The organism is Streptacidiphilus anmyonensis (genome assembly GCF_000787855.1).
Lineage (GTDB): Bacteria > Actinomycetota > Actinomycetes > Streptomycetales > Streptomycetaceae > Streptacidiphilus > Streptacidiphilus anmyonensis.
This window is the reverse complement of the sequence record NZ_BBPQ01000001.1, coordinates 138,852-158,882: the sequence shown is the minus strand read 5'-3', so window position 1 is coordinate 158,882 and position 20,031 is coordinate 138,852. Positions and strand designations below refer to the sequence as shown.

The window sequence follows — 20,031 nt, the reverse complement described above, 5'->3', positions numbered from 1 at the left end:
TCCGGACGTTCCGCGCCCGTCCGGTCTGTCAGAGCAGCTCGGGGTGGTGCCTGGAGGTGACCTCCGGGTGTGCGCGCACCCACCCCTTGAGCTCGTTGAACCCGAACTCCGCGTGCAGCGGGTTGGACGGGTCCTGGGTGACGCCGGTGGCCTGCGCCGCATGCGGGAACGGAACCGGCTCGATCCGGGCGTCCAGGCGCGGGTTGTAGAAGAACGGCGCGGAGTAGCGCTCGCCGGGAGTGCCGACGACGCGGTGGTTGGTCGCCTTCAGGTACCCGTTGGTGGCGACCTCCAGCAGCTCGCCGAGGTTCACGACGAAGGCGCCCGGGATGTGCGGCACGTCGATGTAGCCCTCGCCGGACGGGTCCTCCACCTGCAGTCCGCTCACACCGTCGGTGAGCAGCAGCGTCAGGAAGCCGTAGTCCTTGTGGATGCCCACGCCCTGGTCGTCGCCCTGCGGGGCGCGCCCCGGGTACCGGATCAGCTTCAGGTGGCTGCGCGGATGGCCCGCGAAGGCGTCGTCGTAGAAGTCCGGCGGGGCGCCGATCGCGGCCAGCAGCTCGTGCAGCAGGTGGTCGGCGACCGTACTGAGGCGGGCGATCCAGTCGAGCGCGGTGGTGCGCAGCTCCGGCAGGTCGCTCGGCCACTGGTTCGGGCCCTCCAGCCACCAGTACGCAGGCTCGCCGCGGCCGGGGACGTGCGGGGGCAGCTCCTCGCCGATGTCCAGCTGGTCCCGCCAGTCGCGGGTGCCGCGGGTCAGCTCGGTGCCGACGCGGGTGTAACCGCGGTAGTGGGGGGAGTTGCGGTTGTCGAGGGCGAGCCGGTCCGCCTCGGGGAGGGCGAAGAAGGCGCGTGAGACGCGCAGCAGCTCGTCCATCTCGGACTGGCTGACGCCGTGCCCGGTGAGCTGGAAGAAACCGACGTCGCGGGCGGCGCGGTGCAGCGCCTCGCGGTCGACGTGCGCGAGGTCGATGACGGGGAGGGCGGAAAGTGTGGCGACGGACATGAGGGTCCTCGGGAGGCGCGCAGGGATGGAGGGATGCTGGGGTCAGACCTCGGCGCGACAGGACATGCTCGTGACGCGGACGAAGTCCACGTGGCGACGGGAGACGAGCATGACCATGCTTCGAGGGTAACGCTGCCGTGCGCCGTGGCAACCGTGATCAAGCCGACACTTCGCAGGGAATGCTCGCTACTGCGCATGCGTTACAGCGGCCGACAAGCGACACCGCCAGCGATTCGAAGAATCGAAAGGGGATGCCCGTGACTGACGACGCCATGATTCAGGAGTCCTACGCCCTCGCCGAGGAGTACGCCCGAGCGCAGCTCTTCTTCGACTCCAAGGCGTAGAGCGACGCCGCGCTGATCCTGGCCCCGATCGTCGAGGCGGAGCCGGCGCACGCCGCGGCGCGGATGCTGCTGGCCCGCTCGTACTACCACTCGGCGCAGCTGCGACGTGCCGAGGAGGAGCTGCGGCGGGTGCTGGACGCCGACCCGGTCGACGGTTACGCGCATCTGATGCTGGGCCGCACCCTGGAGCGTCAGGGCGGTCGGGCCGACGAGGCGGCCACGCAGCTTCGGCTCGCTGAGGCGCTGGGCCAGAGTCTGCTCTGACTCCTGCGCGCCTGCTCTCTCTCCGGCCTTTGTTTTCCCTAACTCTGACTTAACGTCAGGTCAAATTGGTCCAGACCCTTGACGCCTGGATTGGTACATACCAACGTGATGGAGTGTCGGGTACACGTCCACACGGAGGTTGCACATGCCACGCTCCAGACGGTTCGGACTCACGCTCGCGGGGGCGGCCACGGCCGTGCTCGGCCTGGCCGCCTCGCTGCTCGGCGCGCCCGCCAGCGCGGCCGCGGCCGGCAACACCACGGGTGCCGCCGCGACCAGCGGCGGGATCAAGGTCGCCTACTTCGACCAGTGGTCGATCTACCAGAACGCCTTCTACCTCAAGAACCTCGACACCGAGGGGATCGCGGGCAAGCTCAACTACCTGATCTACGACTTCGAGAACATCGACCCGACCAACCTGACCTGCTTCGAGACCACCAAGGCCACCGACCCCGACCCGGCGGGCGAGAACGACCCGAACGCGGGCGACGGAGCGGGAGACAGCTTCGCCGACTACCAGAAGAGCTTCGACTCCTCCATCAGCGTCGACGGCACCTCCGACGTCTACAACCAGCCCATCGCCGGCAACTTCCACCAGCTCCAGGAGCTGAAGAAGAAGTACCCGAACCTCAAGATCCTGCTCTCGATCGGCGGTTGGACGTACTCCAAGTACTTCTCCGACGTGGCCGCCACCGCCGCCTCCCGGCAGAAGTTCGTCTCGTCCTGCATCGACATGTTCATCAAGGGCAATCTGCCCTCGCAGAGCGGCTACGGCGGCACCGGAACCGGCGCCGGCATCTTCGACGGCTTCGACATCGACTGGGAGTACCCGGGCGCGGCCGGTCACCTCGGCAACCACTACTCGGCCGCCGACACCGCGAACTACACCGCGCTGCTCTCGGAGTTCCGCAACGAGCTCAACACGCAGGGCGCGGCCGACGGTCACACCTACGCCCTGTCCGCCGCGGTTCCTTCCGGGCAGGACAAGATCAGCAAGATCCAGACGAACCAGATCGGCCAGTACCTCAACTTCGCCGACGCGATGACGTACGACATGTACGGGGCGTGGAACGCGACCGGTCCGACGGACGAACAGGACCCGCTCTACGCGAACCCGAACTCGCCGGAGTCGAAGATCGCCCCCGGGAACGAGACGTACAGCATCGACAACGCGATCAGAGCCTGGACCGTCGGCGACAGCGCCTACGGCATCCCAGGCGGGTTCCCGGCGAACAAGCTCACCGTCGGCATCCCCTTCTACTACCGGGGCTGGACCGGCGTACCGGCGGGCTCGAACCACGGGCTCTACCAGACGGCCACCGGCGGCTCGCCAGGGCAGACCGACTCGGGCGACGTACCGGGCGTGGCCATGTACAAGGAGCTGAACGGCGTCGTGAACAACGCGTCGGACACCTTCTGGGATCCGGTGACCGACTCGGCCTACTTCTACGACGGCAACAACTTCTACGGCGGCGAGTCCCCCCAGTCCATCCAGGCCCGCGCCGACTACGCGCACTGCAACGGGCTGGGCGGGTTCATGATGTTCTCCCTCTACGACCTCGACCCCGGTGCCACCCTCTTCAACGCGGCGGTCAACGACATCAACGGCTCCGCCAGCTCCTGCCCCACAGGCGGTGGTGGTTCGGAGACGGTGTCGGTCGCCAACCCCGGTAACCAGACGGGGACGGTGGGGACGGCGGCGTCGGTGCAGGTGTCGGGTTCGGATTCGGCGGGGAAGTCGTTGACGTATTCGGCGACGGGTCTGCCGGCGGGGCTCGGCATCTCGTCGTCGGGTCTGATCTCGGGTACGCCGACGGTGGCGGGGACGTCGAGTGTGACGGTCACGGCCTCGTCCGGGACCGCTTCGGGCTCGACCTCCTTCACCTGGACCGTCAACGCGAGCGGTGGCGGCGGCTCCGGCGCGCTGACCAACGGTGGGTTCGAGAGCGGCAGCCTCAGCCCGTGGACCTGCCAGTCCGGCAGCGCCGTGGTCTCCTCCCCGGTCCACTCGGGCAGCTACGCGCTCCAGGTGGTCCCGTCCTCCGGCACCACCGGTGAGTGCGACCAGACCGTGACCCTCCAGCCCAACCACAGCTACACGCTGACCGGTTGGGTCCAGGGACCATACGCCTACATCGGCGTCAGCGGCGGTGCCACGGCCAGCACCTGGTCCAGCGGCACCAGTTGGAACAAGCTGACGGTGCCCTTCACCACCGGCTCCAGCGGGACGGTCACCGTCTACGTCCACGGCTGGTACGCGCAGGGCAACGTCGGCGCCGACGACCTCAGCGTGAGCTGAGACGGCGCTCGACCGAGCCCCGCACGATCCACTGCCCCACGATCCATTACCGCATGATCGGCTGCCGCTGAGGTGACGGCAGCTCAGGGGCGGGTCATCCGCAGCACGTCCAGGGCCTGGTCGAGCTGCTCCTCGGTGATCCGCCCCGCCGCGACGTGACCGCGTTCGAGCACGACCTGGCGGATCGTCTTGCGCTCCGCCAGGGCCTGCTTGGCGATCTTCGCGGCCTCCTCGTAGCCGAGGTAGCGGTTGAGCGGCGTGACGATCGACGGGGAGGACTCCGCATACTCGCGCAGCCGCTCCGTGTTGGCCGTCACGCCGTCGATCGTCCGGTCCGCGAGCAGTCGCGCCACGTTCGCCAGCAGTCGCACCGACTCCAGCACGTTCCGGGCCAGTACCGGCATCATGACGTTCAGCTCGAAGTTGCCGCTCGCCCCCGCCACCGTGACGGTGGCGTCGTTGCCGATGACCTGGGCCGCGACCATCAGCGTGGCCTCGGGGACGACCGGGTTCACCTTGCCCGGCATGATCGACGAGCCCGGCTGCAGGTCCGGCAGGTTGATCTCGCCGAGGCCGGTGCGGGGCCCGGAGCCCATCCACCGCAGATCGTTGGAGATCTTGGTGAATCCCACGGCGATCGTGCGCAGCTGACCGCTCAGCTCGACCAGCCCGTCCCGCGCGCCCTGAGCCTCGAAGTGGTCGCGGGCCTCCGTCAGCGGCAGTCCCGTCGCCTTCGCGACCTCGCTGATCACCGCGGCGGAGAAGCCGTCCGGCGTGTTGATCCCGGTCCCGACCGCGGTGCCGCCCAGCGGCAGCTCGGCGACGCGCGGCAGCACCGCCCGCAGCCGCTCCACGCCGTAGCGGACCTGCGCGGCGTAGCCGCCGAACTCCTGCCCCAGGGTCACCGGCGTCGCGTCCATCAGATGCGTGCGACCGGACTTGACCACCGTCGCGAACTCCTCCGACTTGCGCGCGAGCGCGTCCGCGAGGTGGTTCAGCGCAGGGATCAGGTCGTGGGTGACGGCCGCGGTGGCCGCGATGTGGATCGAGCTCGGGAAGACGTCGTTGGACGACTGGCTCGCGTTGACGTGGTCGTTCGGATGCACGGGCCGACCGAGCCGTTCACTGGCGAGTGCCGCGACGACCTCGTTCACATTCATGTTGGACGAGGTGCCGGACCCGGTCTGGAACACGTCGATCGGGAACTCGTCGTCCCACTGCCCGGCGGCGACCTCCTTGGCCGCGCTGCGGATCGCCCCGGCGGTCTCCGCGTCCAGCACGCCCAGCTTCGCGTTCACCTTCGCCGCGGCCGCTTTGATCTGCGCCAGCGCGGCGATGTGCGCGCGCTCCAGCCGCTGCCCCGAGATCGGGAAGTTCTCCACGGCGCGCTGCGTCTGCGCGCCCCACTTGGCCTCGGCGGGGACCCGCACCTCGCCCATCGAGTCGTGCTCGATCCGGAACTTTTCCATATCCCGATCAGCATTCCAGGCGGCCCCGCTGTTCCCGCCGTTGACGCGCCGAGGCGCGTCAACGGCGGTCACCCGTCCCGGCTCAGCCCTTCGGGCCGACCGGGCTCGCGTCATACCCGGCTCAGCCCTTCGGGCCGACCGGGATGTTGGTGATCAGCGGCTGGACCGGGCCCGGGTCGGTGAAGAAGTCGTTCCCCTTGTCGTCCACGACGATGAACGCCGGGAAGTCCTCGACCTCGATCCGCCAGACCGCCTCCATGCCGAGCTCCGCGTACTCCAGGACCTCGACCTTCTTGATGCAGTCCTGCGCGAGACGCGCGGCCGGGCCGCCGATCGAGCCGAGGTAGAAGCCGCCGTGCTTGGCGCAGGCGTCGGTGACCTGCTGGGAGCGGTTGCCCTTGGCCAGCATGACCATGGAGCCGCCCGCGGCCTGGAATTGGTCGACGTAGGAGTCCATGCGGCCGGCCGTGGTCGGGCCGAAGGAGCCGGAGGCGTAGCCCTCGGGGGTCTTGGCCGGGCCCGCGTAGTAGACCGGGTGGTCCTTCAGGTACTGCGGCATGCCGTCGCCCGCGTCCAGGCGCTCCTTGATCTTGGCGTGCGCGATGTCGCGCGCCACGACCAGGGTGCCGGTCAGCGACAGGCGGGTCTTGACGGGGTGCTTGCTCAGCTCGGCCCGGATCTCGTCCATCGGCCGGTTGAGGTCGACGGTCACGACGTTGTCGGACAGGTGCTCGTCCGTGGTGTCCGGCAGGAAGCGGGCCGGGTCGCGCTCCAGCTGCTCCAGGAAGACGCCCTCGGCGGTGATCTTCGCGACGGCCTGCCGGTCGGCGGAGCAGGAGACCGCGATGGCGACCGGAAGCGACGCGCCGTGGCGCGGCAGCCGGACCACGCGCACGTCGTGGCAGAAGTACTTGCCGCCGAACTGCGCGCCGATGCCCAGCTTCTGGGTCAGCTCGAAGACCTTCTTCTCCAACTCCAGGTCACGGAAGCCGTGGCCGGTGGGGGAGCCCTCCGTCGGCAGCGTGTCCAGGTAGTGGGCGGAGGCGTACTTGGCCGTCTTCAGCGCGAACTCGGCGCTGGTGCCGCCGACGACGATGGCCAGGTGGTACGGCGGGCACGCGGCCGTGCCGAGGGAGCGGATCTTCTGCTCCAGGAAGGCCATCATCGAGGCCTCGTTCAGGACCGCCTTGGTCTCCTGGAACAGGAACGACTTGTTCGCCGAGCCGCCGCCCTTGGCCATGAAGAGGAACTTGTAGGCGTCGCCGTCCGTCGCGTAGAGCTCGATCTGCGCCGGCAGGTTGGAGCCCGTGTTCTTCTCGTCCCACATGGTCAGCGGGGCCATCTGCGAGTAGCGCAGGTTGAGCTTGGTGTACGCGTCGTAGACGCCGCGCGAGAGCGCCTCCTCGTCGCCGCCCGAGGTGAGGACGCCCTGCCCGCGCTTGCCCATGACGATCGCGGTGCCGGTGTCCTGGCACATCGGCAGCACTCCCGCCGCGGCGATGTTGGCGTTCTTCAGCAGGTCGAGCGCGACGAACTTGTCGTTCGGGCTCGCCTCCGGGTCGTCGAGGATCCGGCGCAGCTGGGCCAGGTGGGCCGGGCGCAGGTAGTGGGAGATGTCGTGCATGGCCTCGGCGGCCAGCAGGCGCAGGGCCTCCGGCTCGACCTGCAGGAAGGTGCGGCCGTTCGCCTCGAACGTGCTGACGCCCTCGGAGGTGATCAGCCGGTACGGGGTGTCGTCCTTCCCCAGCGGGAGCAGGTCGGTGTAGGCGAACTCGGGCATGAGCGGACAGTCCTTCACGGGTCAGGCGTCGTCGTCGGCGCGTCTTCCAGGGTATCGACCGGTCCCGCGGCCACTCCCGGGCGGTGCCGGGAGGGTGCGCGGGATCACACTTCGCTGGCCACTTGACGGGACGGCTGACTATCCTCGGCGCGTGGACAACTCCTCGTCGTCAGCGCCGGAGCCCGAGCGCTCAGCGTCTGAGCCGGAGCCGGAGCGTTCAGCGTCGGAGCCGAAGCCGGACCGCCTGCCGGAGACGACTCCGCAGAATCAGCCCGCCCCGAAGCCGGCCGATGCGAAGCCGGCGGCTCCGCGGCCGTTCGCCGAGCCTGCGGAGGGAGACCTCCGGGCCTCCGACGCGGACCGCGAACGGGTCGCCGCCGCGCTGCGCGACGCGTACGCGGAGGGACGGCTCGACGCCGAGGAGCACTCGCAGCGCTTGGACGCCGCCTACGCGGCGAAGACGCTCGGCGAGCTGGTTCCGCTCACCCGCGACCTGCCGGCCCACGACCGGGCCCACCCCAGGCCCGCCGCGGCGCCTGCTCCGGCTGAGGAGCCCGCGCCGGTGTCCGGCTCGAACGACATCGTGGCGATCTTCGGCGGCTCGGTGCGCAAGGGGCGCTTCCGCGCCGGGCGCTTCATGCGGGCCAAGGCGATCTTCGGCGGCATCACCATCGACCTGACCGAGGCCGTCTTCGACGCGCCGGAGCTGGTCATCGAGTGCCATGCCGTCTTCGGCGGCGTCGAGGTGAAGGTCCCGGACAACGTCTCCCTGCACGGCGGCGGTGCGGGCATCTTCGGCGGCTTCGACGTCCGCGAGGAGGAGGGCACGGAGCCGAACGGCCCCGTCGTCACCATTCGCGGCAAGGCGGTCTTCGGCGGTGTCTCCGCCTCCCGGCGACGGGGCGCCTGGCAGGCTCTCAAGGACCGAAGCCGCCCGTAGGGCGGGCTCGGCGCGGACGGCACGGGGCGGCAGGGCGGGCTCGGCGGGGTGCGCGCCGATTCCGAATTGTCCTTGTCTCGGTGCCTGCACGTTCTTTCGACGGATCGCCTTTTTTCGGCTGCTTCATTGTCAAGCGTCGTGCGAGCCAAAGGCTTTGTCATATGACAGTCTGTCGATCGGATTGTGTGCCGTGTGCATGAATCGGCGTCGGCCGGGGTAGATCCCGTTTCACATCGCACTGTCGCAACGTCACCATGGCGTCCCCCAACGCTCCGACGTTGCACGCGCGTTCGTGTACCCTCCCCCGGCCCGTCGTCAGGAGTGCGCCGTGCTGCATCCGATCGCGTCCCGTCAGGATGTCTTCCGCCCCCGCGTCGCGGGCAGCACGGTACCGGCGCAGCGCGGCCCGGATCCGGAGGACAACCCCTGGCACACGGGCGCGGCCTGCCGCCGCGACGAGGCGGGGCTCTTCTTCGCCCCCTCCAAGGAGCCGACGGCCGCGCGCCTGGCGCGAGAGGAGCAGGCCAAGCAGGTCTGCGCCCGCTGCCCCGTCCTCCTGGAGTGCCGCGAGCACGCCCTCGACCTCCCCGAGCCCTACGGGGTCTGGGGCGGCCTCACCGCGGCGGAGCGCCGGGTGATCCTCACCCGCCGTCGCCGCCACGACCAGGACCTCCGCATCGCGGGCTAGGGCCTGATCCACAAGACGGGCCCTGGCGGCACGGCAAAGGGGCGCGGGGAGGATTCCCCGCGCCCCCGAAGGTGCCGCTGCTTCTTCTGCCGTTACTTCGCCCGGTCGAAGTCGATCGCACTGTACGCGCGGAGCTTCGACAGGCGGTGCACCGAGTCGATCTGCCGGATCGTGCCGCTCTTGGACCGCATGACGAGCGAGCTCGTCGTTGCCGTCTCCGACCGGTAGTGGACCCCGCGCAGCAGCTCGCCGTCGGTGATGCCGGTCGCGACGAAGAACACGTTCTCGCCGCTGACCAGGTCGTCCGTGTGCAGCACCCGGTCCAGGTCGTGGCCGGCGTCGAGCGCCTTCTGCCGCTCCGCCGCGTCCTTCGGCCAGAGCTTGCCCTGGATCACGCCGCCGAGGCACTTGATCGCGCAGGCCGCGATGATGCCCTCGGGCGTACCGCCGATGCCGAGCAGCAGGTCGACGCCGGTGCCCTCACGGACCGCCATGATCGCGCCCGCGACGTCGCCGTCGGAGATGAACTTGATCCTGGCGCCGGCCTCGCGTATCTCCTGGGCCAGCTTCTCGTGGCGGGGACGGTCCAGCAGGACCACCGTCACGTCCTCCGGGGCCTTGCCCTTGGCCCGCGCCACGGCCTGCACGTTGTGCGCGACCGGCGCGGAGATGTCGACCATGCCCGCCGCCTCGGGGCCGGCGACGAGCTTGTCCATGTAGAAGACCGCGCTCGGGTCGAACATCGTGCCGCGGTCCGCCACCGCCAGCACCGACAGAGCGTTCGGCATGCCCTTGGCGCACAGCGTGGTGCCGTCGATCGGGTCCACCGCGACGTCGCACTCCGCACCGGTGCCGTCGCCGATCCGTTCGCCGTTGAACAGCATGGGGGCTTCGTCCTTCTCCCCCTCGCCGATGACGACGACGCCGTTCATCGACACGGTGTGGACGAGCGTGCGCATCGCGCGCACGGCGGCGCCGTCCGCGCCGTTCTTGTCGCCCTTGCCGACCCAGCGACCGGCGGCCATGGCGGCGGCTTCGGTCACGCGTACGAGTTCGAGAGCGAGGTTGCGGTCAGGTGCCTCGGGGGCGACCTCCAGGGACGAAGGCATGCGGTTCTGGTGCTGCTCGGTCATCGATTTCCGTACCTCTCTGTACGCCGACGGCCGGAATGAGGGTGATGCGATCGTATCTTCGACCTGGGCCGATGTCTGTGGCGCCCGGCACGTGCAGGCTACGCGCGGGGCGCGGACGCGGCATGTCGGCGGTCTGCCGGGACCCCGCGGACGGGGGCGCGACGGCGATGGTTCACCATGGTGGGGTGGCAACCGAGAACGTGACAGTGCGCAAGCGGCCGGGGATGGCCGCCAAATCCGTGCGCGACATGGTGTTGTCGCTGGCGGCGGTGCTGGCGGCGGGGATAGTGATCTACCTCTTCATCCCGCACAGCGGCGGCAACGGCGTACGTCCCGTGCAGTACGAGGACTCGGTCCTCTCCGCCCGCCGCGCGGCGCCCTATCCGCTGCTGGCGCCGTCGCCGGGGGCCCTGCCCTCGGGCTGGAACGCCACCTCCGTCAACTTCGACGCCTCCAACCCGGCCGCCGCCGTGTGGACGCTCGGCTTCATCGACCCGGCGGGGCAGTACGTCGCGATCGAGCAGAGCAACGCCCCGGCGGACTCCGTCATCCACGACGCGACGCTGGACGGGCAGAAGACCTCCGCGACGACGCTGGTCGACGGCACGGCGTGGACGCAGTACCAGGGCGGCCGCTACCAGGCGATCGTGCTGAAGGGCGCCAAGGGCACGACGGTCGTCTTCGGCACCGAGACCTTCGCCAAGCTGGGCGACTTCGCCGCGAAGCTCACCGACCACTGACGACCGCGAAGCTCGCTGACCACTGACGACGCGGCTTTCGGCCGCCACAGCGAAGAGCCCCGACCGGGCGGTACTCGGTCGGGGCTCTTCGCTGTGGGCCGGCGGGGCCGAGTCGGCTCAGACGGTGGTGACGACCTCGTCGTAGGCCAGGCGCGGGCTGCGCGGGTACCAGGCGTCCTCGCCCGGCTTGCCGATGTTCACAACGGCCAGCACGCCGTGCTCGCCGTCGCTGAAGAACTCCTTGTTGATGCCCGCGGCGTCGAAGCCCGTCATCGGACCGGCGGCCAGGCCGGCGGCGCGGACGCCGATGATGAAGTAGCCGACCTGCAGGGCGGCGTTGAAGGAGCCGGCGGCCTCGCGGACCGGGCGCTCGCCGAACACGGCGTCCTTGGCCTGGGGGAAGTGAGGGAACTGCGTCGGCAGCTCCTCGTGGAACTCGTGGTCGGTGGCCAGGATGGCGACCAGCGGAGCCTTGGCCGTCTTCTCCTTGTTGCCGTCGAACATCAGGTCGACCAGGCGCTCGCGGGCCTCGGCGGAGCGGACCAGGACGACGCGCAGCGGCTGCATGTTCATCGAGGTCGGCGCGTACTTCACCAGGTCGTAGATCGCCTGGATCTGCTCGTCGGTGACGGGCTCGTCGGTGAAGGTGTTCGCGGTACGGGCCTCACGGAAGAGCAGGTCCTGGGCCGCGGAGTCGAGAGCGAGGACGTCGGTCATGTTCACACCTCAGAAGGAGATCGGTCGACGGTGACCGGGGGCGTCACCGTCGATCTCCAACGTAGGTGATGCTTCAACTATTTCCCAAACAGGTAGCTGGCTACGTGATCGAGGTCACTCCTCGTCGGAGTCCTCCTCCTCGCCCTCTTCCTCCGCCTCGTCGCCCGCGTCCCGCTCCTCGTCGGCGGCGAGCGCGGCGTCCAAGCGGGCGCGCGCACCGTCCAGCCAGCGCTCGCACACCCGGGCCAGCTCCTCGCCGCGCTCCCACAGCGCCAGCGACTCCTCCAGCGTGCCGCCGCCCGTCTCGAGCCGACGAACGACGTCGAGGAGCTCCTCGCGGGCCTGCTCGTAGCCCAGCACGTCCTGGCCGTTGCCCTTGCTGTTGCCGCCGCCCGCCCCCGCGCTCGTCTTCCCGCCCGTGTTCGCGTCCGTCTTCGCGCCGGTGTTCGCCCCGGGCCCTGTCTTCGCCATGCGCTCAGCCTATGGAATGCGGCTGACATCGTGTGATGGCGCGACTAGGGTCCGGCCATGATCCCTGTGCGCCCCGCCCTGCCCCACGACGCGCCCGAGTTGGTGCGGCTGCGTGAGGTCATGTTCGCCTCGATGAGGAGCGCGCCCGTCGCGACGGAGGCATCCGGCGACTGGAAGGCGCTGACCGAGAAGATCCTGCGCTCCGCCCTGGAAGGAGACGACCCGAGCGGCCCCGTCTTCGGAGTCTTCGTCGTGGACGACGACGAGCGGCCCGGACGGCTCGCCGCCTGCGCGGTGGGCACGCTGGAGCAGCGGCTGCCCGGCCCCGGCCACCCCGACGGGCTGTTCGGCTTTGTCTTCAACATCTGCACCGACCCGGACCGCCGGCGCCGCGGTTACGCCCGCGCCTGCACCGAGGCGCTGCTGGCCTGGTTCGACGAGAAGGGCGCCACCCGACTCGACCTCCACGCCAGCACGCTCGGCCAGCACATCTACCGCGATCTCGGCTTCACCGAGTACTCGACCGCGCTCTCCCGGACGACGCTGCGCTGATCACTCCGCTGATCACTCCGGACCACTCCGCTGCGGACGTCACCCCTCCGCGGACGCGACCCCTCTGTGGACGTCAGTCCGCTGCGGACGCCTCGGCGCCGCCGTCCGTCACCGTGCTGACCGCGACCGTGAAGGCGCCCTCGGCGACCCGCGCACGCAGCTCCTCGCCGACCGTCACCTCGCCCGGCGCGCGCACCACGGCGCCGTCCGAGGTGCGCTGGAGCACCGCGTAGCCGCGCTGCAGGGTCGCCGCGGGGGAGAGCGCGACCACCCGGGCCAGGGTGTGGTGCAGCTCCGTCGCGGCACGGTCGAGGCGGTGGCCGAGAGTGCGTCGGGAGCGCTCCACCAGCGAGCGGACCTCCGCCGCCCGGTCGTCGATGAGCCGGTGCGGTGCGGCGAGCGCCGGACGCGTGCGGATGCTCGCAAGCCCCGCCTCCTCCCGGTGCAGGCGGCTCTCTATCGTCCGGCGCGCCCGATCCCGCAGTGCGTGGACGCGTGCCAGCTCCTCCCGTACGTCCGGCACGACGCGCTTCGCCGCGTCCGTCGGCGTCGAGGCGCGCAGGTCCGCGACGAAGTCGAGCAGCGGTTGGTCCGGCTCGTGCCCGATCGCGCTGACGACGGGCGTGCGGGCCTCGGCGACGGCCCGGATCAGCGCCTCGTCGGAGAACGGAAGCAGATCCTCGACGCTGCCGCCGCCACGCGCGACGATGATCACGTCGACCTCGGGGTGGGCGTCGAGCTCCTTGATCGCCGTGATGACCTCGGGCACGGCGTAGGCGCCCTGCACGGGGACGTTCCGCACCTCGAACCGCACGGCGGGCCAGCGTCGGCGGGCGTTGTGCAGCACGTCCCGCTCGGCCGCGCTGGCGCGGCCCGTCACCAGTCCGATGCACTGGGGCAGGAACGGGAGCGGCCGCTTGCGTTCCGGCGCGAACAAGCCCTCCGCGCCGAGGGTGCGCTTCAGCAGCTCCAGCCGGGCGAGCAGGTCTCCGAGCCCGACCAGCCGGATCTCCGCGGCCCGCAGCGAGAGCGTCCCACGCGGCGTGTACCACTCGGGCTTGGCGTGCACGACGACCCGCGAGCCGGGCTGGATCAGTTGGGCGACGGGGTCGAAGACGGAGCGGTAGCAGGTGACGGAGATCGAGACGTTGGCCGAGGGGTCACGCAGCGTCAGGAACACCACCCCGGCGCCCGGACGCGGACTCAACTCGGTGATCTGCCCCTCGACCCAGACCGCGCCGAGCCGTTGGATCCACCCGCCGATGAGCGCGGACACACGGCTCACGGGGATGGGGGAGTCGGGCGAGGTCTCGAGTGCCATGCCCCGAGGGTACGGGGAGTCAGTGACAAGACCGGCGCTCCGTTCCCGCCCGCCTGTCCTAGCCGCCAGCCTCGTCGGTCGCTCGCGCGCGCTCGGCACCCCACACCGCCAGGCCGATCCCCAGCCACACCGCCCCGACGATCTGCGCGGTGTGGGACGCCGAGACGAGGACCCACACGATCACCGCCGCCCCCACGGTCGGAGCCACCAGGTGCGGGAGCCATGCGCGGCTTCCGTGCCGGACGGTGTACCAGCCGACCACGGACGCGTGCAGCAACACGAACGCCGAGAGCGCCCCCACGTTCACGACCGACGTCAGCTGGTCCAGGCCGTCCGGGCGCGAGGCCGACCACACCGCCGCCGCGAGCGTGATCACCGCGGCGACGAGCAGCGCGCCGAACGGGACGCCGGTGCGGGAGTCGACCCGCGCCAGCGGACGCGGCAGACGGCCGTCGCGGGCCATGGCGAAGATCAGGCGTCCGGCGGCCGCCTGACCGGCCAGCGCAGCGAAGGCCGCGCCGATCGCCTTGCTGACCGCGACGAGCAGATGCAGCCAGTGGCCGATCGAGGCTTCCACCGTGTCGTAGAACGCGGTCCCCTGCGCCTCCGGGTGGGCGGCGAGGTACTGCGGTGAGTCCGGTTCGAGCAGGGCGGCCAGATACGTCTGCGTCACGAACAGCACCCCCGCGAGGGCCAGACAGAACAGGACGGCCCGTCCCACCCTGGCCGACGGACCGTCGTGCTCCTCGGCGAACGCGGCGATCGCGTCGAAGCCGAGGAACGACAGCACGGCGACCGAGACCGCCGACATCACCGCGCTCAGCGAGAAGCCACCGATACCTGTGAACGGACTCCACAGCGGTTGGTGCGGACTTCCCGTCAACAGCGCCTCCAACGCGGCGGCTGTGAACACGAACAGCACCACGAGCTCGAAGGCGAGCACCGACATGCCGACCCGCGCGGCGAGCCGGACGCCGGCCAGGTTCAGCGCGGTGGTCACCACGACCGCGATCGCCGTCCACACCCACTGGTCGATCGCGGGGACGAGCGAGTGCAGCGCGATGCCGGAGAAGACGTAGGCGACGGCCGGGATCAGCAGGTAGTCCAGCATCGCCATCCATCCGGCGACGAAGCCGGCACCCCGGCCGAGCCCGGCGCGGGCGTAGGCGTAGACCGAGCCGGCCTGCGGCACCACCCGCAGCATCTGCGCATAGGAGAAGGCGGTGAAGGCCATGGCCGCCGTCGCCACGAGGTAGACGGTGGCGACCGCTCCGTGGCTCTTCGCGTCGAGTACACCGAAGATGCCGACGGGGGCCATCGGTGCGATGAAGAGCATCCCGAAGACGACCAGGTCGCGGAAGCCGAGATCGCGGCGCAGGGCGGAGGGCGCGGCGGCGGTCGTCTCCGATGCGGGCGGACCGGCAGGTTCCATGGTCCGATCTTCGGCGCGCCCGCCCGGCGCGCGCCGCAGGACGCGCCGTCGGGGGCGCTGCCGGGCGCGGGGTCGGACGCGGGGTCGGCCGGGGCCACCGCGAGCGCCCGCGTGAGCGCGCGGATGAACGGCCGGATGAACCCCCGGATGAACGCCCACGCGAGCGACCGCGCGGGCTCCCGGCGGGGCTCGCGGCGGAGCCGTCGACGGATCGGTCCGGAGCGGTCCGCCGAGGGGGCGGGCGGTAGGCTGGGCCGCATGTCTGCTACCGCTGCACGCCGTGTCCTGCTCGCCTCTCCGCGTGGCTACTGCGCGGGTGTCGACCGTGCCGTCATCACCGTGGAGAAGGCCCTGGAGCAGTACGGGTCGCCGATCTACGTGCGCAAGGAGATCGTCCACAACAAGTACGTGGTGCAGACGCTGGAGAAGAAGGGCGCGATCTTCGTCGACGAGACGGAGGAGGTGCCCGAGGGCAACATCGTCGTCTTCTCCGCCCACGGCGTCGCGCCCTCCGTCCACGACGAGGCCAAGGCCGGCAAGCTGGCGACCATCGACGCGACCTGCCCGCTGGTGACCAAGGTCCACAAGGAAGCGGTGCGGTTCGCGCAGGAGGACTACGACATCCTGCTCATCGGCCACGAGGGCCACGAGGAGGTCATCGGCACCATGGGCGAGGCGCCTGAGCGCACGCACCTCGTCGACGGCGCCGAGGACGTGGCGAAGGTCAAGGTCCGAGACGAGTCCAAGGTCGTCTGGCTGTCCCAGACCACCCTCTCGGTCGACGAGACCATGCAGACCGTGGACGCGCTCAAGCAGCGGTTCCCGCTGCTGACCAGCCCGCCCAGCGACGACATCTGCTACGCGACGCAGAACCGCCAGGTGATCATCAAGCAGATCGCCGCCGACGCCGACCTCGTGATCGTCGTCGGCTCGAAGAACTCCTCCAACTCCGTCCGCCTGGTCGAGGTCTCCCTGGAGGCCGGCGCCAAGGACGCGCACCTGGTCGACTTCGCCGACGAGATCGACGAGGCCTGGCTGGAAGGCGTCTCCACGATCGGCGTCACCAGCGGGGCGTCCGTGCCGGAGATCCTGGTCCAGGGCGTGCTGGAGTGGCTGGCCGAGCGGGGCTTCGGCGACGTCGAGACGGTCCACTCGGTCGAGGAGCACCTGCAGTTCTCGCTGCCCAAGGAGCTTCGCCGCGACCTGCGCACCGAGGCCGGCTCGGCCGGTCCGGCCGGCTCCGCCGACTCGGAGTAACCCCGTACGGCTGACGAATCAGGACGAACCCGCCCGAGTGTCGGGCGGGTTCTGCCCTGCGCACGTAGCGTGGACTGCGTGACTGTCTTCGGAGTGGACATCGGCGGGTCCGGCATCAAGGGCGCGCCCGCAGACCTCGAGAACGGCCGACTGGCGCAGGAGCGCTTCAAGGTGCTCACGCCCCAACCCTCCGAGCCGCAGGCCGTGGCCGGTGCGGTGAAGGAGGTGGTGGAGCAGTTCGACTGGCAGGGGCCGGTCGGCATCACCTTCCCCGGCGTGGTGGTCGACGGCCACACGCGCACGGCCGCCAACGTCGACAAGGGCTGGATCGGCGCCGACGCCGCCGGGCTCCTCTCCGACGCGCTGGGCGGACGCCCGGTCGCGGTGATCAACGACGCCGACGCGGCGGGCCTGGCCGAGGTCCGTTTCGGCGCGGGCAAAGGCCGCGACGGCGTGGTGCTGATGCTGACGCTCGGCACGGGCATCGGCAGCGCCCTCTTCGTGGACGGCAACCTGGTGCCGAACACCGAGCTCGGCCACCTGGAGCTGCACGGCAAGGACGCGGAGAAGCACGCCAGCTCGGCCGCCCGCGAGAAGCACGACCTCTCCTGGTCGCAGTGGGCGTCGCGCCTGGACGACTACTTCGCCCTCGTGGAGATGCTCTTCTCCCCGCAGCTGATCATCATCGGCGGCGGTGTCAGCCGTAAGGCCGACAAGTTCCTCCCGCTGCTGAAGCCCCTGCGCGCGGAGATCGTCCCGGCGCAGCTGCAGAACGACGCGGGCATCATCGGCGCGGCGATGCAGGCGTCCCGCCTGGCCACGCTGAGCTGACCGCACGTCCGCCCCAGCGCCGCCGCCTCGACGACGATGCGGCGGCGCTGCGACGCGCCGGAGCCGTCGGCGTCATCGCGCCGGACCCCTCGCGCCGGACCCCTCGTGCCGGACCCTTCGTGCCGGACCCTTCGCGCCGGACCCTTCGCGCCGGACCCTTCGCGCCGGACCCTTCGCGCCGGACCCTTCGCGCCACAGCCCTCAGAACTGCGCCTTCTTCCTCGCGTGCGAGAGCGAGAAGTGGCGGGCGAGCGCGATGGCGACGCTGAGTCCCGTCCCGGCGAAGAGCCAGCCCGCGTCCAGCGCGAGCGCCTCCGCCAGGCCGATCAGGCGGCCTCCCCAGCCAGGGCCCGCGTCGGGACCGAAGAAGAGCAGTGCCAACGCGAAACAGATCGGCCCGCTGATCGGCGCGGCCGCCAGATCGGAGGAGCGGACCTTGACCGAGGCATGGAAGCTCACGGCGATGTAGACGAGGCCGAGCAGCACGCCCGAGCTGTCGAACAGCAGCGAGTCCAGGGCTCCGGCGGCCAGGCAGGTGACCAGGAGCAGCAAGCCGCAGCCGATCGCGGTCAGCCGCTGCGGGCCCCGGGGGGTCGGGGCCACCGGTCGGGCCGGGCGGACCATAGCCTCGGGCGAACGTGCGGGCTTGGGCAGGGCCATGTTCCGCTCCGTCCCGGGCTGTGCGCGGCTGGTTCGGTACTCCACGTGACCAACGTACGGTCGGATGAACGCCGAACAAGGGCACAGACACGCCGATCCGCGATCCAGGGCATGCGATTGAGCCGTTCGGGCGTAACCGCGGCGAACCGTAGACTGGGGGGCTGTACGCTCTCGCCCCCTCGAACCCGGGACTCACGCCACCATGTCGCTCACGATCGGAATCGTCGGCCTGCCGAATGTCGGCAAGTCGACCCTGTTCAACGCCCTGACCAAGAACGACGTGCTGGCGGCCAACTACCCCTTCGCCACCATCGAGCCCAACGTCGGCGTCGTCGGCGTGCCGGACCCGCGCCTGGACAAGCTGGCCGAGATCTTCGGTTCGCAGCGCAAGCTGCCCGCGACGGTGGACTTCGTCGACATCGCCGGCATCGTCCGCGGCGCGAGCGAGGGTGAGGGCCTGGGCAACAAGTTCCTCGCGAACATCCGCGAGTCCGACGCGATCTGCCAGGTCATCCGCGCCTTCAGCGACCCGGACGTGGTCCACGTCGACGGCAAGGTCTCGCCGAAGGACGACATCGAGACCATCAACACCGAGCTGATCCTGGCCGACCTGCAGACCATCGAGAAGGTCCTGCCGCGGCTCCAGAAGGAGGCGCGGCTGAAGAAGGAGACCGCCTCGCAGCTGGCCGCCGTCGAGGAGGCCCAGAAGGTCCTCGAGTCCGGCACCACCGTCTTCGCCGCCGGCCTGGACCTCGCGCCGCTGCGCGACCTGCACCTGCTGACGGCCAAGCCTTTCCTCTACGTCTTCAACGTGGACGAGGCCGAGCTCGCGGACGAGGCGTTCAAGGACGCCCAGCGCGCGCTGGTCGCCCCGGCGGAGGCCATCTTCCTCAACGCCAAGATCGAGTCCGAGCTGATCGAGCTGGAGGACGACGAGGCGCTGGAGCTGCTCCAGGAGATGGGCGTCACCGAGCCGGGCCTGGCCACCCTCGCCCACGTCGGCTTCCGCACCCTCGGCCTGCAGACCTACCTCACGGCCGGCCCCAAGGAGGCCCGCGCCTGGACGATCAAGAAGGGCGCGACCGCGCCCGAGGCGGCCGGCGTGATCCACACCGACTTCCAGCGCGGCTTCATCAAGGCCGAGATCGTCTCCTACGAGGACCTCGTCGAACTCGGCTCCATCGCCGAGGCCCGCGCCAAGGGCCGCGCCCGCATGGAGGGCAAAGAGTACGTGATGCAGGACGGCGACGTGGTGGAGTTCCGCTTCAACGTCTGACGATCTGACGATCGGCCCGCCGGCTTGCGAAATCGCAGGCCGGCGGGCCGTTTCGTCGCTTCAGGGGTGCGTCTCCGGCTGGTCGGGACCGCGGCGTCTCCTACCACCCTACGGATCTGGATTGGTACAACATTCCCGTACGAAAGTGGTACGGTAGTTATGTACCAGGAGAGAGGTGGCCGTCCATGACGATCAGTGCCAGCGAGGCTCGCGCTCGGCTGTTCCCCCTCATACAGCAGGTTAACGACGACCACTCACCGGTGCGGATCGCATCCAAAGCGGGGGACGTCGTACTCATGTCGGCCGAGGACTTCGACTCGTGGCAGGAGACGATCTATCTCCTGCGTTCGCCGGCGAACGCCCGGCGACTCATGGAGGCCGTCGCCCGTGACAAAGCGGGGGACACGGTGGTCAGCAAGACGATGGCTGAGTTGGAAGCCCTGGCCGGTGATGCGTGAGGAGTGTCCATTTCGACCCGGATGCGTGGGAGGACTTCCTCTTCTGGCTCGGCGCAGACAGGAAGAAGGCCAAGAGGATCACGCGCCTGATCGGGGAGATCCAGCGGGATCCGTTCGAAGGGGTGGGCAAGCCCGAACCACTCAAGGGGGATCTCTCCGGCTACTGGTCGCGCCGCATCGACGACGAGCACCGGCTCGTTTACCGGGCGGACGATAAGGAAGTGAAAATCCTCAAGGCTCGCTACCACTACAGCGATTGAGTTCCGCTTCAACGTCTGACGTGGTCTCAAGCCGCTCCGGCCCGGTCGTTCCTCGGAGCGACCGGGCCGTTCCTGTTGCGCGTACCTGTGTCGGGCGACTGGAGTGCCGTGTTCACGCGCGCTTGCTCCGTGT

Annotated in this window: 19 protein-coding genes and 1 pseudogene; 11 read left to right on the top strand and 9 right to left on the bottom strand. The window is 70.1% G+C overall.

Annotated features, from left to right (window positions below):
- Nucleotides 1-28 precede the first annotated feature (28 nt).
- On the bottom strand, nucleotides 29-1,006 hold the full coding sequence (locus TR50_RS00680) for an isopenicillin N synthase family dioxygenase (protein ID WP_042412431.1): 978 nt from the start codon (nucleotides 1,004-1,006) through the stop codon (nucleotides 29-31).
- Nucleotides 1,007-1,278: 272 nt separating this feature from the next.
- On the opposite strand from TR50_RS00680, the pseudogene TR50_RS00675 reads away from it, so the two are divergent.
- Nucleotides 1,279-1,614, top strand: a pseudogene (locus tag TR50_RS00675) (tetratricopeptide repeat protein).
- A 145-nt stretch (nucleotides 1,615-1,759) separates the two neighbouring features.
- Nucleotides 1,760-3,913 carry a glycosyl hydrolase family 18 protein gene (locus TR50_RS00670; protein ID WP_042412429.1) on the top strand — a complete coding sequence of 718 codons (2,154 nt, stop codon included), beginning with the start codon at nucleotides 1,760-1,762 and terminating at the stop codon, nucleotides 3,911-3,913.
- Between the two features lie 83 nt (nucleotides 3,914-3,996).
- On the opposite strand, the gene TR50_RS00665 is transcribed toward TR50_RS00670, so the two are convergent.
- Both TR50_RS00665 and TR50_RS00660 read right to left on the bottom strand, forming a co-directional pair.
- Nucleotides 3,997-5,382, bottom strand: a complete 1,386-nt coding sequence (locus TR50_RS00665; protein WP_042412426.1) for a class II fumarate hydratase — start codon at nucleotides 5,380-5,382, stop codon at nucleotides 3,997-3,999.
- A gap of 121 nt (nucleotides 5,383-5,503) precedes the next feature.
- On the bottom strand, nucleotides 5,504-7,162 hold the full coding sequence (locus tag TR50_RS00660; protein ID WP_042412421.1) for a fumarate hydratase: 1,659 nt from the start codon (nucleotides 7,160-7,162) through the stop codon (nucleotides 5,504-5,506).
- A 244-nt stretch (nucleotides 7,163-7,406) separates the two neighbouring features.
- Between TR50_RS00660 and TR50_RS00655 the strand changes: the two genes are divergently transcribed.
- Both TR50_RS00655 and TR50_RS00650 read left to right on the top strand, forming a co-directional pair.
- Nucleotides 7,407-8,102 (top strand): DUF1707 SHOCT-like domain-containing protein, encoded by a 696-nt coding sequence (locus TR50_RS00655; RefSeq protein ID WP_042413190.1) that lies wholly within the window; start codon nucleotides 7,407-7,409, stop codon nucleotides 8,100-8,102.
- Nucleotides 8,103-8,430: 328 nt separating this feature from the next.
- Nucleotides 8,431-8,790 carry a WhiB family transcriptional regulator gene (locus tag TR50_RS00650; RefSeq protein ID WP_439654181.1) on the top strand — a complete coding sequence of 120 codons (360 nt, stop codon included), beginning with the start codon at nucleotides 8,431-8,433 and terminating at the stop codon, nucleotides 8,788-8,790.
- A gap of 92 nt (nucleotides 8,791-8,882) precedes the next feature.
- On the opposite strand, the gene glpX is transcribed toward TR50_RS00650, so the two are convergent.
- Complete coding sequence (glpX, locus tag TR50_RS00645) at nucleotides 8,883-9,923, bottom strand: class II fructose-bisphosphatase (protein ID WP_042412418.1); 1,041 nt, start codon at nucleotides 9,921-9,923, stop codon at nucleotides 8,883-8,885.
- 185 nt (nucleotides 9,924-10,108) lie between these two features.
- Between glpX and TR50_RS00640 the strand changes: the two genes are divergently transcribed.
- Complete coding sequence (locus TR50_RS00640) at nucleotides 10,109-10,663, top strand: DUF4245 domain-containing protein (protein ID WP_236654178.1); 555 nt, start codon at nucleotides 10,109-10,111, stop codon at nucleotides 10,661-10,663.
- Nucleotides 10,664-10,780: 117 nt separating this feature from the next.
- Here TR50_RS00640 and TR50_RS00635 read toward each other — a convergent pair whose 3' ends face one another.
- Together TR50_RS00635 and TR50_RS00630 are read right to left on the bottom strand one after the other, a co-directional pair.
- On the bottom strand, nucleotides 10,781-11,380 hold the full coding sequence (locus TR50_RS00635) for a malonic semialdehyde reductase (protein WP_042412414.1): 600 nt from the start codon (nucleotides 11,378-11,380) through the stop codon (nucleotides 10,781-10,783).
- Nucleotides 11,381-11,494: 114 nt separating this feature from the next.
- Nucleotides 11,495-11,851 (bottom strand): exodeoxyribonuclease VII small subunit, encoded by a 357-nt coding sequence (locus TR50_RS00630; protein ID WP_084699607.1) that lies wholly within the window; start codon nucleotides 11,849-11,851, stop codon nucleotides 11,495-11,497.
- Between the two features lie 57 nt (nucleotides 11,852-11,908).
- Between TR50_RS00630 and TR50_RS00625 the strand changes: the two genes are divergently transcribed.
- Nucleotides 11,909-12,403 (top strand): GNAT family N-acetyltransferase, encoded by a 495-nt coding sequence (locus TR50_RS00625; protein WP_042412413.1) that lies wholly within the window; start codon nucleotides 11,909-11,911, stop codon nucleotides 12,401-12,403.
- Nucleotides 12,404-12,476: 73 nt separating this feature from the next.
- Here TR50_RS00625 and xseA read toward each other — a convergent pair whose 3' ends face one another.
- A complete protein-coding gene (gene xseA, locus TR50_RS00620; protein WP_042412410.1) occupies nucleotides 12,477-13,724 on the bottom strand; it encodes an exodeoxyribonuclease VII large subunit in 1,248 nt (415 codons plus the stop codon).
- 58 nt (nucleotides 13,725-13,782) lie between these two features.
- Complete coding sequence (locus tag TR50_RS00615; RefSeq protein WP_042412407.1) at nucleotides 13,783-15,156, bottom strand: APC family permease; 1,374 nt, start codon at nucleotides 15,154-15,156, stop codon at nucleotides 13,783-13,785.
- 258 nt (nucleotides 15,157-15,414) lie between these two features.
- On the opposite strand from TR50_RS00615, the gene TR50_RS00610 reads away from it, so the two are divergent.
- Complete coding sequence (locus TR50_RS00610) at nucleotides 15,415-16,413, top strand: 4-hydroxy-3-methylbut-2-enyl diphosphate reductase (RefSeq protein ID WP_169790418.1); 999 nt, start codon at nucleotides 15,415-15,417, stop codon at nucleotides 16,411-16,413.
- A 78-nt stretch (nucleotides 16,414-16,491) separates the two neighbouring features.
- Nucleotides 16,492-17,244 (top strand): polyphosphate--glucose phosphotransferase, encoded by a 753-nt coding sequence (gene ppgK / locus TR50_RS00605; RefSeq protein ID WP_042412404.1) that lies wholly within the window; start codon nucleotides 16,492-16,494, stop codon nucleotides 17,242-17,244.
- A 201-nt stretch (nucleotides 17,245-17,445) separates the two neighbouring features.
- On the opposite strand, the gene TR50_RS00600 is transcribed toward ppgK, so the two are convergent.
- On the bottom strand, nucleotides 17,446-17,949 hold the full coding sequence (locus TR50_RS00600; RefSeq protein WP_152648181.1) for a DUF6542 domain-containing protein: 504 nt from the start codon (nucleotides 17,947-17,949) through the stop codon (nucleotides 17,446-17,448).
- A gap of 157 nt (nucleotides 17,950-18,106) precedes the next feature.
- Here TR50_RS00600 and ychF point away from each other — a divergent pair, with 157 nt between their 5' ends.
- The 3 genes from ychF (at nucleotide 18,107) to TR50_RS00585 (ending at nucleotide 19,898) form a co-directional block, all read left to right on the top strand.
- The gene (gene ychF / locus TR50_RS00595) at nucleotides 18,107-19,180 is read left to right on the top strand and encodes a redox-regulated ATPase YchF (protein WP_042412387.1); all 1,074 of its coding nucleotides are present in this window, start codon (nucleotides 18,107-18,109) and stop codon (nucleotides 19,178-19,180) included.
- A gap of 185 nt (nucleotides 19,181-19,365) precedes the next feature.
- Entirely contained in the window at nucleotides 19,366-19,638 is a 273-nt protein-coding gene (locus tag TR50_RS00590; RefSeq protein ID WP_042412385.1) for a type II toxin-antitoxin system Phd/YefM family antitoxin, read from the top strand.
- Nucleotides 19,635-19,898 carry a Txe/YoeB family addiction module toxin gene (locus TR50_RS00585; RefSeq protein ID WP_042412383.1) on the top strand — a complete coding sequence of 88 codons (264 nt, stop codon included), beginning with the start codon at nucleotides 19,635-19,637 and terminating at the stop codon, nucleotides 19,896-19,898. Before TR50_RS00590 ends, TR50_RS00585 begins: the two co-directional genes overlap by 4 nt.
- Nucleotides 19,899-20,031 lie beyond the last annotated feature (133 nt).